The 16,690-nt window shown below is 72.4% G+C and carries 3 protein-coding genes; all 3 read right to left on the bottom strand.

Going from position 1 to position 16,690, the window contains the following annotated elements:
• Positions 1 to 12: 12 nt before the first annotated feature.
• Genes BLW14_RS29170 through BLW14_RS29160 form a run of 3 tightly spaced genes read right to left on the bottom strand, consistent with a single transcriptional unit; the run spans position 13 to position 16,684 of the window.
• Positions 13 to 7,314 carry a hybrid non-ribosomal peptide synthetase/type I polyketide synthase gene (locus tag BLW14_RS29170; protein WP_093710106.1) on the bottom strand — a complete coding sequence of 2,434 codons (7,302 nt, stop codon included), beginning with the start codon at positions 7,312 to 7,314 and terminating at the stop codon, positions 13 to 15.
• A complete protein-coding gene (locus tag BLW14_RS29165) occupies positions 7,311 to 13,016 on the bottom strand; it encodes a non-ribosomal peptide synthetase (protein ID WP_093710105.1) in 5,706 nt (1,901 codons plus the stop codon). The genes BLW14_RS29170 and BLW14_RS29165 overlap by 4 nt, the downstream gene beginning before the upstream one ends.
• The gene (locus tag BLW14_RS29160; protein WP_177154138.1) at positions 13,013 to 16,684 is read right to left on the bottom strand and encodes an ATP-binding cassette domain-containing protein; all 3,672 of its coding nucleotides are present in this window, start codon (positions 16,682 to 16,684) and stop codon (positions 13,013 to 13,015) included. Before BLW14_RS29160 ends, BLW14_RS29165 begins: the two co-directional genes overlap by 4 nt.
• Positions 16,685 to 16,690 lie beyond the last annotated feature (6 nt).

Below are 16,690 nucleotides of genomic sequence, written 5' to 3'. Positions count from 1 at the left end.
TGACAGATCGGCTCAGTCGGCGAGCAGTGCCTGAGCTTCTTCCTCGGTCAGTTCCTCGATCTCGGCGAGGAGGTGGTCCTCGATGACGAGCGCGGTGTCCTCCAGCGTCTCGTTGTCGAAGAGGACACGGATCGGCAGCTCGGTGCCGAGCGCCTTGCGCAGGTGGACCACGGCACGCATGGCCATGAGCGAGTCCCCGCCGAGGGCGAAGAAGTTGTCGTGGATGCCGACGCGCTCGACCTGGAGCATGTTCGCCCAGACCTCGGCGACGGCCTCTTCGACCGGCGTGCGCGGGGCCTCGTAGGGCGGTGCGGCCTCTTCGGCCACCTGCTCGGGCACCACCAGCGCCCGCCGGTCCACCTTCCCGTTGGCGGTGAGCGGCAGTGCGTCGGTCTCCACGTACACGTCCGGCACCATGTAGCGGGGCAGCTTCGTCCCCAGGAAGTCGCGGAGGTCTCGCGGAAGACCGTGCGCGGCCTGCGGGACGACGAAGGCGACCAGCCGCTTCGCGCCGCGCGGCTCCCCGTGGACCACGGTCACCGCTGCCCGGACATCCGGGTGCTGAGTGATCGCGGCCTCGATCTCGCCGAGCTCGATGCGATACCCCTGCACCTTGACCTGGAAGTCCTCCCGGCCGAGGAATTCGATGTCGCCGCTCGGCAGGAAACGTCCCAGGTCTCCGGTGCGGTAGAGGCGCCGGCCCGTCTCCGGATGGAGGACGAAGGCGGCCTTCGTCCTGGCCTCATCGCGCAGATAGCCCTGGGCCAGGCCCACGCCGCCGATGTAGAGCTGACCCGGCACTCCCACCGGCCGCGGCCGGAGCTCTTCGTCAAGGACATGGAACGTCTGGTTCCGCATCGGCCTGCCGTACGGGATGCTCGGCCAGCCGGCCGGTACCTCGCCGATCGGGTAGAGGATGGACCAGATCGACGCCTCCGTCGCGCCGCCGAGGCTGACGACCTCGGGGGCGCCGAGCACCTGCCGGATGCGGTCCGGCAGCGTGACGGGCAGCCAGTCGCCGCTGAGCAGCACCAGTCGCAGCGCCGAACCTCGTGCCTCCTTCACGCTCATGTGCTCGACGAGCAGTTCCATCAGCGCCGGCACGGAGTTCCAGAGGGTGACCCGGGCCGCTTCCATCAGGTCGAGCCAGGCCGCCGGGTCCCGGTGCGCGCTCGCATCGGGCATGACCACGGCCCCACCGACCGCCAGCGGGCCGAAGACGTCGTACACCGAAAGGTCGAAGCTCAGCGAGGACAGGGCCAGGATCCGGTCGTCGGCACCCACGCCGAAGCGTTCGTTGACGTCCGCGACCGTGTTGAGGGCGCCGCGGTGGTCGATCATCACGCCCTTCGGGCGCCCGGTGGAGCCGGAGGTGAAGATGACGTACGCGAGGTCCTCCGGAGTGGCGGGACCGTCCAGCCGCACGCCGTCGGCCCCGTCCTCCTCCCAAGGGAGTTCGTCGACCCGGAAGACGGCCGGCACACCGGCGAAGCGGTCCTCGCCGCGTTCGGCGACCCGTCGCTGGGTGAGGATCACCCGGACCTGCCCGTGTTCGAGCAGGAGCCGGACGCGTTCGTCAGGCAGTTCGGGGTCGACGGGCAGGTAGGCGGCGCCGGCGGCGAGGATCCCGAGAACGGCGGCACACTGCTCCCAGCCCTTCTCCATCACCACGGCGACCAGGTCGTTGGGGCGCACCCCGAGGGCGGTCAGGCGGTGGGCGATGCCGCCGGCCCGGGCCGCCAGTTCCCCGTAACTGAGCGTGCGGCCCGGGGTGACGACGGCGGTGCGCTCGGGCATCCGGGCCGCCGTGTCGAAGAACGGTGCGTGCAGCAGCCCCGACGGCAGCGGGCCCTCGGTCCGGTTGTACGCCTCCAGCCCGGCCAGTTCCGTCTGCGGGACGAGCAGGGGCGCGGGACGGCTCCAGTTCTCCTCGTCCCGGGCGAGCCACCTCAGCAGTTCCAGGGTGGCCGAGTGGATCGCGGCGGTCAGGCCCTCGGGGAAGAGCTGCTCGACGGCGTCGATGTCGAACGCGAGCGCGCCGTCCACCTCGTACACCTGCGCGTCGATCCACACCTGCGGGGTCTGCGAAATGCTGTAGGCCACCTCGCCGATCGGGGTGTCCTGGCCGTGGTCGAGGAAGAGGCTGGTGAACACGACGGGCATGGCCGCTGCGGCGTCGCCACGCACCTTCTTCATCTCCCGTATCACGCGGACACCGCTGAACAGACGGTGGTCGATGTCGGTGATGAGGCGGTCCCGTACGGCGCAGGCACGTGCCTCGAAGGTGGCCTCGCGCGCCGCGTCGACCTCGAGCAGCGTCACCGAGGTGAAGTCACCGACGATGGCGTCGACCTCCGGGTGCAGCGGAAGCCGGTTCGCCATGGGGAGGTTGAGCGTGAAGTGGCGGTTCTTCGACCACGTGGCGAGCGCCTCGCTGTAGGCCGCCAGGAGCAGTGCCGTGGGCGTGATGCCGCGCTGCGACGCGCATCCCTTGAGGCGTTGCCAGGCCTCCCGGGGAAGCGTGCCCTCCACCCGCTTGAAGCGGGGGGAGTCGACGGTCCGCGGGTCACAGGCCAGCGGAAGCTCCGGGGCGAGCGCCAGGCCGGGTATCCGCTCCTTCCAGTAGTCCTCGGCACGGCGGTAGAGCTCGGAGGACTCCAGGCTCTTCTCCGCCAGCACGTAGTCACGGAAGGACAGCTCCAGCGGGGGAAGCTCGACGTCCGGCCTCTCGTAGAGGTGGGCGAGTTCGCGCAGCAGCACGTTGGAGGCCCGGGCGTCCGTGACGAGACCGTCGATGCTGTAGTGCAGCCGGGTGCGGCCGCCGTCCAGGACCGAGGCGCGCAGTTCGAACAGCGGCCAGCGGTCGGCCTGGAAGTTCTGGTGGGACATGGCCGCGCGGGTGTCCGTGAGCGCCGCGTGCACCTGGTTCCCCGGCAGCCCGCGCAGGTCCTCCGCCTCGATGACGTAGTCGGGGACGTCCGTCAGTATCTGCTGCTCGCCGTGCGGGAGCACGATGACGCGGAGCATGCCGTGCCGCTGGACGAGCCGGCGGAAGGCATGTTCCATCCGGGGCAGGTCCAGGTCCTGGACGTCGAACTCCTCGTACCCGTGCATGCCGACGTTGCCGATCTCGAAGACACCGGTGCGGCCGATCCAGTACGCCTGCTGGACGTCCGTCAGCGGGAAGGGCACGCCCTCGTTCGCGGGGTCGGGGTCGACGGACGGCAGCGCCTCGAGCACGGTGTCCCCGGCCTCGGCCAGGGCGGTGCGCACGGCGCCGGCCAGCCCGCGGATCGTCGGCTCGGCGACGAAGGCGCGCAGCGGGACCTCGGCGCCGCAGACCGTGCGGGCCTGCGCGACGAACTGCGCCGCGAGCAGGGAGTGCCCGCCGAGCTCGAAGAAGTTGCTGTCCGGTGTGACGTCCGGAACGCCGAGGAGGTCGATGAAGACCGAGGCGACCTGACGCTCGATGTCGTCGGCGTACTCGGGACAGGACTCGGTGGCCGCGTCCGGCACCGCGGGCACGAGGTCCTTCGCGAGCTCGGCCGCCGGTTCCACGACGGCCTGGCAGCCACCGGGGGCGGCGCCCACCACGCGGGCTGCCCAGCGTTCGGCTGTGTCGGGATCCGCGTGCGACCAGACGAAGCCGCTCCACGGGAACTCGGACTCACGGCGCGCGCGTGCGACGTGCGCCTCCACCTGGGCGGCGACGGGCGAGAGGGACGGCTCCAGGGCGTCGCCCACTAGATGGACCTCGCACCCGCGCACAGCACCCGCGGGGAGCCGTGCGATCTCTGCCGTGGCGTGCTCCAGTGTCCTGAGCACCTGGTGCCGGGGAGTGCATGCGTCGAGCAGCAGGAGGACGGTGGCCGGTGCCGCCGGTTCCCGGACGGCCGACAGCGGGTTCACCGCGGCACCGGCCGACGACAGGGCCCGGGTGAAGGCGGCCACGATTTCCCCGTCGCCCACCGGCGCGTAAGTCGCACCGATGTGCCGGGCGGTGCTGGTGCCCGGTACCGAGGCCAGGGGCGTCAGCTCGGGTACGAAACGGTGCGCGCCGCGGAACGCCACCACGGGCTCCTCGAACGTGCCGTCGAGCTCCGCGAGGAGCGCGTCGGACAGCCGGCGGACGGCTGCGGCGGTGCCGGGTGCGGAGACGTCGATGAGCGTCCGGCATCCGGCCCGGCCCGCGCGGGCCCACGCGGTCAGCGCGCCCTTGCCGGGTACGAGCGGTTCCTCACCGGTGACGTCCAGCGCGTCGCACGCCACGGTGACGAGCCGTGTGCCGTCATCGCCTCGGGCCGCGAGGGCCCGCTCCCATGCCTCCAGTTCGTCCATCGCGCGGGATGCCCCGGCCTCGCCACAGGTGCCGAGCAGGGTCGTGTGGATCACTCCCGCGATCCGCTCGTCGTCCGGGAACGCGGAGGCGAGGAACCGGGCGCAGTCGTCCTCGGCGCCGACGGCACCGGCCGGGACCTCGACCGTGCGGCGGTGCGTGCCGCGCAGGCGGTCGGCGAGGCCGTGGAGGACACCCGCCCCGTCCGCGACGACCAGCCACGTGGCCGGGGTCGCGTCCTCGCGCGTGGCCGCGGGGGTCGCGGGGCCGGCCGTACGGAAGCCGCGCACCGCCAGACCGTCCGGGTTGGCGCGCGCCGTGCGAGGGCCGCTGCGCGGCGGGTCGATCCAGCACCGCTCGCGTTCGAAGGGGTACGTGGGGAGGACGGTGCGACGCGGTGTCTCCCCGCCGTGCAGCGCGTCCCAGTCGAGCGGCGCTCCCAGCCGCCACAGCTCGCCGGCGGCGGTCAGCACCTCCTGCTCGGCATCGGTGTCCGGGGTGGCCGACGGGAGCGAGGCCACCGCCCCGTGCGGCCCTTCGCTCCCGCGCGCGAGGCTAGTCAGGACGCCGCCCGGGCCCACCTCGAGCAGCAGCGCGTCGGGGCGGCACACCGTGCGCAGACCATCACTGAACCGCACCGTGGACCGCAGCTGGCGTGCCCAGTAAGCGGGGCTGGTGGCCTCCGCGTCGGTGATCCAGGTGCCGGTCACGTTGGAGACGAAGGGTATTTGCGGCGCCGTCAGCCCGACGCGGGCGACCTCCGCCTCGAACGCGTCGGCGGCATCGTCCATCGTCCGGGAGTGGAAGGCGTGCGACGTACGCAGCCGCTTGGTGGTGACGCCGCTCTCGGCCAGGCGGGCCTCGACGGCCGCCACGGCCTCGAAGGGTCCGGACACGACGCACTCGCGCGGTCCGTTCACCGCGGCGAGAACGGCTTCGGTGCCCAGGAGCGGCGTGACGTCGTCTTCCGGCAGGGGCACCGCCGCCATCACGCCGGACGGCGCGCCCGCCATCAGTCGCCCGCGTACGGCGACCAGGCGCAGCGCGTCCTCGTACGACACGACGCCCGCCAGGCACGCGGCGACGAGCTCACCGAGGCTGTGACCGATCATGGCCGCCGGGCGGATGGCCCAGGAATCCCACAGCGTGGCGAGGGCGTACTCCACGACGAAGAGGCAGGGCTGCGCGTACTCGGTCTGCCGGATCCTCTCCCGCGCGGTCTCACGGTCCGCTTCGGCGGGATACAGCAGGCCGCGGAGGTCCTCGCCGAGCACCGGCAGGAGGATCCCGGCGGCGCGGTCGACCTCCGCACGGAAGACCGGCTCGCACTCGTACAGGGCGCGGCCCATGTCGACGCGCTGGGCGCCTTGCCCGGGGAAGGCGAGGACGACGTCCCGGTCACGGTCCGTCTCGGGCCCGGCGTGGCGTACCGGGCCGAGCCCGGTCAGGGCCTCGGCCGCCTCCTGGACGCTGCCGGCCACGACGGAGCGACGGTACGGCAGGGTCCGGCGGCCACGCTGCAGGGTGTACGCCACGTCGTCGAGGCGCTCCTGCGGGTGGGCGCGCAGATGGGCGGCGAGTTCCGCGGCGGCGGTGCCGAGCGCGGTGGGCGTGGCGGCCGAGAGGGGCAGTACGTGCCGGCCGCGCCGGCCCGGACCGGCGGGGGAAGGCAGCGGCGCCTCCTCCAGAACCACGTGGGCGTTGGTGCCGCCGATCCCGAAGGAGCTCACTCCGGCGCGCAGCACGTCGCCCTGCCACGGGACGAGTTCGGTGTTGACGTAGAACGGCCCTTCGCCGAGGGCGAGGCCGGGGTTGGGGGTGGGGCAGTGCAGCGACGGCGGCAGTTCGCGCGCGCGCATCGCCAGGGCGGCCTTGATCAGGCCGACGACACCGGCGGCGGTGTCCAGATGGCCGATGTTGGTCTTCACAGATCCGAGGGCGCAGCGGTGGTCCGCGCCGGTGTGCCCGAAGGCCTGGTGCAGAGCCGCCACTTCGATCGGGTCGCCGATCCGGGTGCCGGTGCCGTGGGCTTCGACGTAGGTGACGGTGGACGGGTCGACCTCGGCGACGGAGAGCGCCTCGGCGACCGCGTCGGCCTGCCCGTCCACGCTGGGGGCGGTGAAGCCGACCTTGCGCGAGCCGTCGTTGTTGATGGCGGTTCCGCGGATGACGGCGTGGATCACGTCTCCGTCGGCCAGCGCCTTGTCGAGGCGCTTGAGGACGACGACGCCGCAGCCGCTGGCGGGCACGGCGCCACCGGCGTCGTCGGCGAAGGCCCGGCAGTGCCCGTCGGGCGACAGCACACCCCCCTCCTCGTACCGGTAGCCCTGCTGCTGCAGGGCGTTGACGGTGGCACCCCCGGCGAGGGCGACGTCGCACTCACCGTTGATCAGTGCCTGGGAGGCCAGGTGGACGGCGACCAGGGAGGTGGAGCAGCCGGTCTGGACGCTGACGCTGGGGCCGCGAAGGTCGAGCTTGTACGACACCCGGGTCGGCATGAAGTCCTTGTCGTTGCCGAGGGCGCTCTGGAAGGCGCCGATGCGCTCGACCAGGCCCTCGTTGGCAAGGAGGTTGTGGTGCAGGTAGGAGCTCTCGCCCACCCCGGCGTACACGCCGGTGACGGTGGTCTCGGGGTCGGCGGGACAGCCCGCGTGCTCCAGGGCCCGCCAGGCGCATTCGAGGAAGAGGCGGTGCTGCGGGTCGAGCATCTGCGCTTCGCGCGGGGAGAAGCCGAAGAAACGGAGGTCGAAGTCGCCGACGCCCTCCAGGGCGCCGAACGCCTTCACGTAGGCGGGATCGGCGAGGTCCTGGGCGGCCACGCCGACGGCGAGCAATTCCTCGTCGGTGAAGAACCTGATGGATTCCACGCCGCCGCGCACGTTGTCCCAGAACTGCTCCAGGGTGTCGGCGCCCGGGACGCGCAGTGCCATCCCGACGACGGCGACGGCGTCGGCCGGCATCGAATTGTCGTCAATCATCGCTTGTCTCCAGTGTCTCGGGGTGTGGCCAACCGGCGTCGGGGCGTTCGCGCGCCGTTCTGCAGTTTTCGTTCCGCGGCGCGGCGACGGCCCGCGGAGCCTCCGGCCGACCGGGGCCGATCGCCGTCGGCGAGGTGCCTGGCGAGAGTGCGCACCGTCGGGTGACCGAACAGATCCACCACGGGGATGTCCCGTCCCAGCTCCTCGGCCAGCCGTGTCTGCACGCGCAGCATGAGCAGGGAGTGGCCACCCAGATCGAAGAAGTTGTCGTCGGAGCCGATGTGTTCGAGTCCGAGCACGTCACGCCAGATGGCGGCGACGGTCCGCCCGAGTCCGGTGTCGGGCCGGTCGCCGTGCCGCGGGGTGCTGGTGGCCGGGCCGGGCGCGGGGAGCGCACGCCGGTCGGTCTTGCCGCGTTCGCCGCGCGGCAGCCGGTCGAGTGGCACGACGGTGCTCGGCACCATGTAGCCGGGCAGCCGTTGCGCGAGGTGGGCCTGTAGGTCCGGGGCCGCCGTTGTGGCGTCGACGGCTATGTAGCCGACCAACCGGGGCCTGCCCGGGGTGTCCTCGCGCAGGAGTACGGCGGCGTCGCGGACGTCCGGGTGCGCGGCGAGGGCCGCCTCGATCTCACCGAGGTCGATGCGGAAACCGCGCAACTTGATCTGGTCGTCACCACGGCCGAGGAACTCCAGCTCTCCGTCGGGGCCGCGGCGTGCGCGGTCGCCGGTGGCGTACATGCGAGCGCCGGGGCGGCCCCACGGGTCGGGAAGGAAGGCCGCGGCGGTGCGGGCCGGGTCGCCCAGGTAGCCCTGGGCGACGCCGTCGCCGGCCAGATGGAGGTCCCCGGGGACGCCGATCGGCACGGGCCGCAATTCGGCGTCGAGCACGTAGGCGCGCACACCGGGCAGGGGGCGGCCGATGGGGACGGTCGCGTCGGCACCCGGGCGTTCGGCGGGGCGGTCCGGCTCGTACAGAGTGGCGGTGATGGTGGCCTCTGTGGGGCCGTAGGCGTTCAGCCAGCGGACCTGCCCGGGTGCGGCTGCCTGCCAGATGGCGAGCCTGCCGCCGTCGACGCGTTCGCTGCCGGTGACGACCAGCCGCAGGGTCGGACAGGAGGAGGGCGGGTGCCGGTCGATCACGGCCACCCACTCGTGCCAGTACGAGGCGGGCAGGTTGAGCACCGTCAGCCCCTCGCTCCGTACGAGCGAGGTGAGTTCGTCGATTCCGGGCACCGGACCGCCGGGCGGCAGGACGACCGTTGCGCCACGCACGAGCGCGGAGAACAACTCCTCGGCGGCCACGTCGAAGGTGAGCGCGGCGAACTGGAGCACACGGTCGCGCGGTCCGAGGCCGTAGCGGTCGGCCACCGCCTGGATGGTGTGCGTGAGGTTCGAGTGGCTGACGACCACTCCCTTGGGCCGTCCGGTGGTGCCGGAGGTGTAGAGCACGTACGCGGGGGTCTGGGGGTGGACGGCCGCGGCGGGCTCCGGTGCCCGCGCGGTGGTCTCCCGCAGCACGTCCTCCACGGCGGCGAAGGGCACCGTCGTCCCGGTGGGCGGGGTGTCGGCGTGCGAGCCGAGGACGAGGGCGGCACGGGCATCGTCGAGCATGGCGGCGAAGCGCCGCTGTGGCGCTTGCGGATCGGTCGGCACATACGTCGCGCCGGCCTTGAGGACGCCGAGCAGGGTGGCCGGCCAGAGCGGGGTGCGCTCCAGCCGGACGACGACCGTGGCGCCGTGACCGATGCCCCGGGCGCGCAGGAACGCGCCGATCCGCTCGGACTGTTCATCGAGTTCGGCATAGCTGAGGGTCCGGCCGGCCTGGCTGATCGCGGGCTGACAGGGTCGGGCTGCGGCGACCGCGCTGATCAGTTCGTGCACCGGCCGGGCCGCTTCGCCGGACGACCGGGGAACGCGGTCCGTCGCTCCGACCAGTTCCGCGGTCTCCTGCCCGCTCATGGCGGACAGCTTGCGCAGCGGGGTCCGCGGTGCGCCCAGCGCCGCCTCCAGCAGGTGGAGATAGTGCCCGGCGAGTCGCTCGGCCGTCGCCGGGTCGAACAGGTCGGTGTCGTATTCGAGGTAGCCGCCGAGGGCCCCGGAGGGCAGGGTGCCTTCGTCCCAGACCACGGTGAGGTCGAACTTGGCCGCGCGGATGGCCGACTCGTGGACGGTCACGTCGAGCCCGGTCAGGGCCGTGGTGGTCCGCGGCACGTTCTGCATCGCCAGCATCGCCTGGAACAGGGGTGCCCGGCCGGCCTCGCGCGGCGGCCGGACCGCGTCGACGACCTGCTCGAAGGGCACGTCCTGATGGGCGTATGCGCCGAGCGTGACCTCCTTGACCCTGCCGAGCAGGGCCGCGAAGGTCAGTTCCTCCTCCCAACGGGTTCGGATCACCACTGTGTTGACGAAGAACCCGACGACGTCCTCGAACTCGGGCCGCACCCGGCCGGAGACCGGGGCCCCGACGGTGACGTCGCGCGTGTCCGAGTAGCGGCCCAACAGCAGCTGGAACGCCGCCATCAGGACCATGAACCTGGTCACCCCGAAGGTGCGGCAGACCTCGTCCAGGCGGCGGGTGAGCGCCGGTCCGAGCCGTACCGGGAAAGTGTCGCCCCGGTACCGGGGGACGGCCGGGCGGGGGCGGTCCAATGGCAGGTCCAGCGCGGGCGGCGCGTCGTGCAGACGCTCACGCCAGTATGCGAGCTGCCGTTCGCCGACCCCGCCGGCCAGGTGTTCGCGCTGCCATGCGGCGTAGTCCGCGTACCGGACGGGCAGCGGCGCCGGGGCGGGCCGGCCGCCCCCGGCGGGGGCGTAGAGAGCGCCGAGGTCGCGGACCAGGAGGCCCACGGACCAGCCGTCGAAGACCGTGTGGTGCATCGTCAGCAGCAGGCGTGCGCGGTCCTCCGCCAGACGCAGCAGGCGAGCCCGGAAGAGGGGCCCCGTGGCCAGGTCGAAGGGGCGCCGGGCCTCCTCGCGGGCGAGCCGGCTTGCCTCCTGTGCGCGGAGGTCTTCGGGAAGCTGTGCGAGTTCGGTGACCTCCAGGCGGTCGGTGACCTCGTCGACGACCTGGCGGGGCTCGGTGTGCCCACCGGCGAAGCGAGTACGCAGCACCTCGTGGCGGTCCAGCAGCTCCCGAAGGGCGGCACGCAGCGCCGGCAGGTCGATGCGACCGGTGATCTCCAGGTCGAGGGGCACGTTGTACAGCGCGCTCCCCGGGGTGAGGCGGTCGAGGAACCAGAGCCGCTGCTGAGCGAAGGACAACTGGTGCGGCCCGGGTCCGAGGCGCGGGACGGAGGGATGCGCGGCGGCCGACGGGAGGCCGGCGGCACGGGCGGTGAACCGTGCCACGGTGGGGGCCTCGAACAGGTCGCGGACGCCGATTTCCACGCCGAGCCGTTCCGCGAGCCGGGCGACGGCCTGGGTCGCGAGGAGGGAGTGACCGCCGAGAGCGAGGAAGTCGTCGTGGACGGAGATCCGGGGCAGGCCGAGCAGTTCGGCCCAGACCCGCGCGACGGTCTCCTCGGCGGCGTTGCGCGGGGCGACGTGCTCGGCGGCCCGGACACGGTCGCCGTCCGTCGGCTCCGGAAGGGCTCGGCGGTCGACCTTGCCGTTCGGGGTGACCGGCAGTGCCGGGAGGGTCACGTACCAGGACGGGACCATGGCGGCGGGCAGCCGGGCGGCGAGACCGGCGCGCAAGGCGGCCGGATCGGCGGGGAGACCGTCGTGGGTGGTGACATACCCGACGAGACGGCGGTCGTCGCCCTCGCCCCGCACGTCGACGACGGCGGCCCGCACGGCCGGCAGGTCGATAAGGGCCCCGGCGATCTCCTCGGGTTCGATCCGCACCCCGCGGATCTTGATCTGGGAGTCGGCACGGCCGAGGTACTCCAGTTCCCCGTCCTCGCGCCACCGCACGATGTCACCGGTGCGGTAGAGCCGCTCGCCGTGGCCGAAGGTGCTGGGCACGAATCGCTCGGCCGTGAGGTCCGGCCGCCCGACGTAGCCGCGGGCGAGGCCCGCACCGCCGAGATGGAGTTCACCGGGCACACCGATGCCGGTCTCCCGGCCCCACGGGTCGAGCACGTGCAGTCGGGTGTCGGCGATCGGCCGGCCGATCGGCAGACGGAAGCCGTCGGGCGGAACGGCGGACACGGGGTGGACGGCCGCGATGGTTGTGCCCTCGGTGGGGCCGTACGCGTTGATCAGGCGCAGCCCGGGATTGGCGCGTCGCAGGGCGGTCACCCGGCGGGTGTCCGCGGCCTCGCCGCCGAAGAACAGGGTGCGCAGCGGGGCGAACATGGCCGGGTCGTGCTCCGCGCAGCGGTTGGCGAGGACCGTGGTGAGGAGCATGGCGGTGACACCGTGCTCGGCGATCCGCTCGCGCAGCCGCTCGGGTGCGAGAACGTCGTCCTTGGCGACGCCGACGAGCCGGGCTCCGTTCAGCAGGGCGGCCCAGATCTCGAAGGTGGCCGCGTCGAAGGATGTGTTGGCGACCTGGGCGACGACGTCGGACGGGCCGATCCCGAGGTACTCGGCGTCGTGGACCAGGCGCACGATGCCGCGGTGGGTGATGGCCACGCCCTTGGGGCGACCGGTGGAGCCGGACGTGTAGAGCACGCAGGCGCGCTGGTCCGGGTGCGGGCCGGTGACGGGGCGGGCCTTTCCGGCCGCGGGGGCCGTGCCCGGCCCGTCCGGTGTGTCGTGGGCGGGTCGGTCGGTGCGCAGGACGGGAACGTCGCCGGCGAAGGGGAGGTCCCGGTCGGCAAGAACCAGGCAGGCGCCGCTGTCCACCAGCATGTGGGCGAGGCGGGCGTCGGGATGACCCGGGTCGAGCGGAAGATAGGCGGCGCCGGTGGTCAGGACGGCGATCATGGCGGTGACCAGCGCGGCAGACGGCTCCATGGCCAGTCCGACCACGCTCTCGGGGGTGACGCCCTCCCCGACCAGCCGCTCGGCGAGCAGCGTGGCGCGTTCCTGGAGCGCGCCGTAGTCGAGCGTCCCGTCGGCGAAGCGGAGCGCGACGGCGTCGGGAGTCTTCCCGGCCTGGGCGCGGAAGGTCTCCACGACGGTGCGCGCGCTCGTCTCAGCGGGCCGCGTGCCCCACGACGCGAGGAGTTCGCGCTCCTCGGAGGTGGTGTGGGTGAGGTCGCGGACCGGCACGCGGGGCGTGGCGAGCGCGGAGTCGAGCAGCGCCAGGTAGTGCCCGCGGAACCGCTCGACGGTCGCCCGCTCGAACAGGTCGGTGTTGTAGGCGAGCAGGCCGTGTGGCTGGGTCGAGTCGAGCGCCTGTCCCTCCCAGAGGCATGCCAGATCGAATCGGCCGCCCAGCGGCAGACCGGGGCCGCCTGCCGCGAAGACGACCGCTCCCGGCCCGGCGATGTCGGCGGCGGCGTCCGGCTCGCCGGGGGCGCCGTCGAGCAGGGCGGCGAACGTCGTCCCGTCGTCCCAGGTTTCGCGGGTCGGGTACAGGTCCACGCCGGGGGGCCCGGCGACGACGGTGACGTCGTGGGTGCCGGTGGAGCGGCCGATCAACAGCCGATAGGCCGTGAGCAGGATGGCGAAACGTGTCGTGCCGTGAGCACGGGCCAGCTCATCGAGCCCGCAGGCCCGCTCCTCGCCCAGAGCGAGGGTGAGTCGGCCGTCGGCCGGCCGGCCCACCGGGGGCCGGGCCCGGTCGGCGATCAGCTCGGGAAAGTCACTCATGCCGAGACTCCTGTCACGGAGGGCACGTCACCGCTCTCGGTGATGCGCGCGACACGGCCCCCGTCCAGACGCACGATCCGGGCGGCGTCGAGCAGGACGTCACGGCGGTGCGCGATGACGAGAACGGTGGCGTCCTTGAGTTCCGTCTCGAAGGTGCGTCGGATGCGTGCGTCGGTCTCCGCGTCGAGACTGGCGGTCGCCTCGTCGATCAGGACGATCCGTGCCCGACGGAGCAGGGCGCGGGCCAGGCAGAGCAGCTGGCGTTCGCCGGTACTCAGCCGGGCGCCACCCGAGGTGACGACGTGGGCGAGACCATCGGGCAGGGCCAGCAGTTTGCCGGCGAGGCCCACCTTCTCCAGTGCGGACTCCAGCTCCGCGTCGGTGAAGGTTCCGTAGGGGTCGAGGTTCTCCCTCAGTGTGCCCGGCAGCAGCACCGGGTCCTGGGGGATGGTCTCGATCCGGGCGCGCAGGTCGCGCGGTCGCAGGGTGGCGACATCGACACCGTCGATCAGGATCCTGCCGCTCTCGCACTCGGTGAACCGCAGCAGCGCGGTGAACAGGCTCGACTTGCCACTGCCGGTCCGCCCCTCGATGCCGGTCCTGCGTCCGGCGGGAGCATGGAAGGTGATGCCGTCCAGTGCGGCGGGCGCGCCGGGCTCGTACCGCAGGGTGACGTCCTCGAAGCGGATGTCACCGGCGGACGGCCAGCCCTCGGGTGCGGCCACGCCCGCCTCGGACTCGACCTCGACCTGCGTGTAGTCGTGGACCCGTTCGTAGCTGGCGAGGGCGAGATCCATCATCTGGACGGTCATCAAGCTCATGGCCAACGTCTCGATCAGCATGTAGACGAAGCTGATCCCGACGCCGGCGTAGCCGGCTCCGATGCCGCCCTGGACGACGAGCAGCCCGGCGTAGCCGAACAGCACCAGGGCGCCCATGAGGTCGAGCCGCAGGTTGAAGTGCCGGGAAAGCGAGTTGACGGTGTAGTCGGCGTGGTGCGCGGCCTGCGCGCGGACCCGGAAGGTGGCTTCGTAACCCTTGACGCGCGCTTCGCGGCCCTCGATGGACGCCACGCCCTCGATCGCCTCGGTGAGCAGCGCGATCACCGGCTCCTTGGCCTGCTTGGCCAGCCGGGAGGCCTCGACCGTGCTGGAGCGGGTGCGCCGCTGCCACCGCAGGTAGACGAGCAGCACGACCGGGGTGAAGACCGCGGTGACAGGGCTGGTGAAGACGAGCAGCAGCAGCGGGATGACCATGCCGACAGCGATCTTGAGGGTGTCCATCGTGTACTCGGGCAGTTCGAGGTCGATGGTCTCGGTGTCGGCGGAGAAACGGGTCAGGACGCGGCCGGACGAGTTCTTCTCGAAGAAGGAGAGCGGCGCGCGGAGCACTCGCGTCAGCATCGAGTCGTGCAGGGTCTTGCCGGCCTTGACGCCGCGCGCGAATCCGAAGGTGAACAAGGTGCGGTCGAGTACGAGGGTGAGCAGGCCGATCCCCGCGAAGACTCCGGCGTACAGCGCGGTGTCCGCGTCAGTGTGCTCGGTCCAGCGGCCCAGCCAGAAGGAGGAGGCACCGAGCATGCCCTGTCCCGCCACGGCCAGGCCGACCAGGGCGAGGAGCAGGGCGCCCGGGGTCAGCACCCGCAGGTAGCCACGGTAGGTGTCGCGCAGCACGCTGCCGCTCCGCACCTCTTCGTTCGTCTCGTCCGCCGTGTCCGCTTCGGCTTCCGCGACGTCCTCCGCCGCGTCGGCGGCCTCCGCCGCGGCGCGTTCGGCCGCGTCGGCGTGGGCCTCGGGCAGCAGCTCGGGCATCCGGGCCTGGATCTCGTCGAAGGCACCGACGGCGGCCACCCGGCCACCGTCGAGGACGACGACGCGGTCGGCACGCCGGGCGAGGTCGAGCCGGTGGGTCGCGACGATCCTGGTCCGGCCGGCGAGCAGCTCGGAGAAGAGCGCGTTCATGATCCGAACGGCGACGGTGTCGTCGACGGCGCTGGTCGGGTCGTCGACGAGGTAGACGTCGGCGTCCTCGTAGGCGGCGCGGGCGAGTGCGATGCGCTGGCGCTGGCCGCCGGAAAGGGTGGCGCCGCGTTCGCCGAGGACGGTCGCGTCCCCGTTCGGCAGGGCGGCGAGATCGGTGTCGAGGGCCGTGGCGCGCAGCACGGCGGCGTACCGGTCGGGATCGTTTGCGGCGAAGCACCGGATGTTGTCCGCGACACTGGCCTGCATGACCCAGGGCCGCTGCGGCAGGTAGACGGCGCTGCCGTGGGTGTGGGCCATTCCGGAGAGCGGGCGCATGGTTCCGGCGAGGGCGCTCAGCAGCGCGGACTTTCCGCTGCCGACCCTTCCGAGGACACAGACGAGTTCGCCGGGCGCGATCCGCAGGTCGACGTCCTCCAGACAGGGCGCGGGCTGCTCGTCGTTTCCGGGCCAGGCGAAGGAGGCTGACGTCAGCTGGACGGTGCCCGCGGGTGCCGCGGAGGTTCCGGCCTCGCCGGGCGCGGCCGACGTGACGGCGTCGGGCGTGTCGAGGAACGCGGAGACCTTGCCGAGCGCCACCCGCCATCCGTTGCGCAGGTCGAGGTAGCGTCCCAGTTCGGGCAGTTGTGAGCGGAGCACGGAGAGCACCGCGATGGAAGCGAAGACGTCGGCGGCCTGCAGGGGGTTGCCGAGGGCGACGTAGGTGACCAGCGTCGCGGTGACCATCAGGACCGGTGTGGCGGCGTTGACCAGGTAGAGCGTGGCGAGCCGCTTCTGCCGGCCCACGAGCAGGACGTTCAGCTTGGCGCGCTCACGGGTGACCGCACGCTCGGCGACGTCCTCCCAGCCGTGCGAGCGCAGGGTGCGCATGGCACCGAGGTACTCACTGACGAGCCCGATGCGCTCCCCGTTGGCGTCGCGGATCTCCGGTTCGACCGCGAAGAGCCGGTCGTTGGCGATGCTCGACAGCTTGAGTCCGCCGATGAGAACGGCTAGGCCGACGAGGCCCGCCCAGCCGAGCAGCACGCAGAGGATCACGCAGGAGCCCGCGATGCCGAGCGGCACCGCCCACGCCATGTGGGTGAACGCGAGCTGTCCGGCCTTCAGGGAGTCCCTCGCCACGAGGGTGACGACATCGCCCGTGGGGTGCGTCAGCCGCGCCCCGCGGTCCATGCGCAGATACTTGCGCAGGATCTGGGTGCGCAACAGGGCGTTGATCGAGTGGGTGGTCTTCCACGTCTCCGACCACTGGTGCTTGTGCGCCAGCGAGTCGGCCACGTGGAAGAGGCCGAGTGCGGCGGCGATGAGCAGGCCCTGACTCATCACTCCGCGCCCGCTGCCCTCGAACCACTGGACGAGTTCGCGCACGAACAGCGGCCCGAGGGTGGCGCAGAGCTGGTAACCGAGGAAGACGAGCGCGGCGAGCCAGAAGCGCCGCCGGTACGTGTCGTAGAGCGCCCGGCGCAGGCCGTCCTTCTCCCCGCGCCGCCTGGACCAGGCGCGCTCGAACACGGGGGCGACGCGTTCCAGGTGGTCGTACGTCGGGGGCACCAGGCTGTCGGTCGGTTTCAGGGAGCGCCCGGACCCGGTGGCCACCAGAGCGGCCGGCCAATGGATGAAGATGCGGGAGATCAGTCCCGCGCTTCCTTCGGCACTCGGACGGCTCGACAGTGTGTCTGTGTTCGCCACGTCGTC

Origin of the sequence: Streptomyces sp. 2131.1 (assembly GCF_900105515.1) — a bacterium.
Classification (GTDB): domain Bacteria; phylum Actinomycetota; class Actinomycetes; order Streptomycetales; family Streptomycetaceae; genus Streptomyces; species Streptomyces drozdowiczii.
Note: the sequence above shows the minus strand (reverse complement) of the source record. Positions and strands in the feature narration are given on the sequence as shown.

Excerpts from the sequence above, each read along its gene's own strand:
- BLW14_RS29170 (WP_093710106.1), bottom strand. The coding sequence starts at position 7,314 with ATGATTGACGACAATTCGATGCCGGCCGACGCCGTCGCCGTCGTCGGG.
- BLW14_RS29165 (WP_093710105.1), bottom strand. The coding sequence starts at position 13,016 with ATGAGTGACTTTCCCGAGCTGATCGCCGACCGGGCCCGGCCCCCGGTG.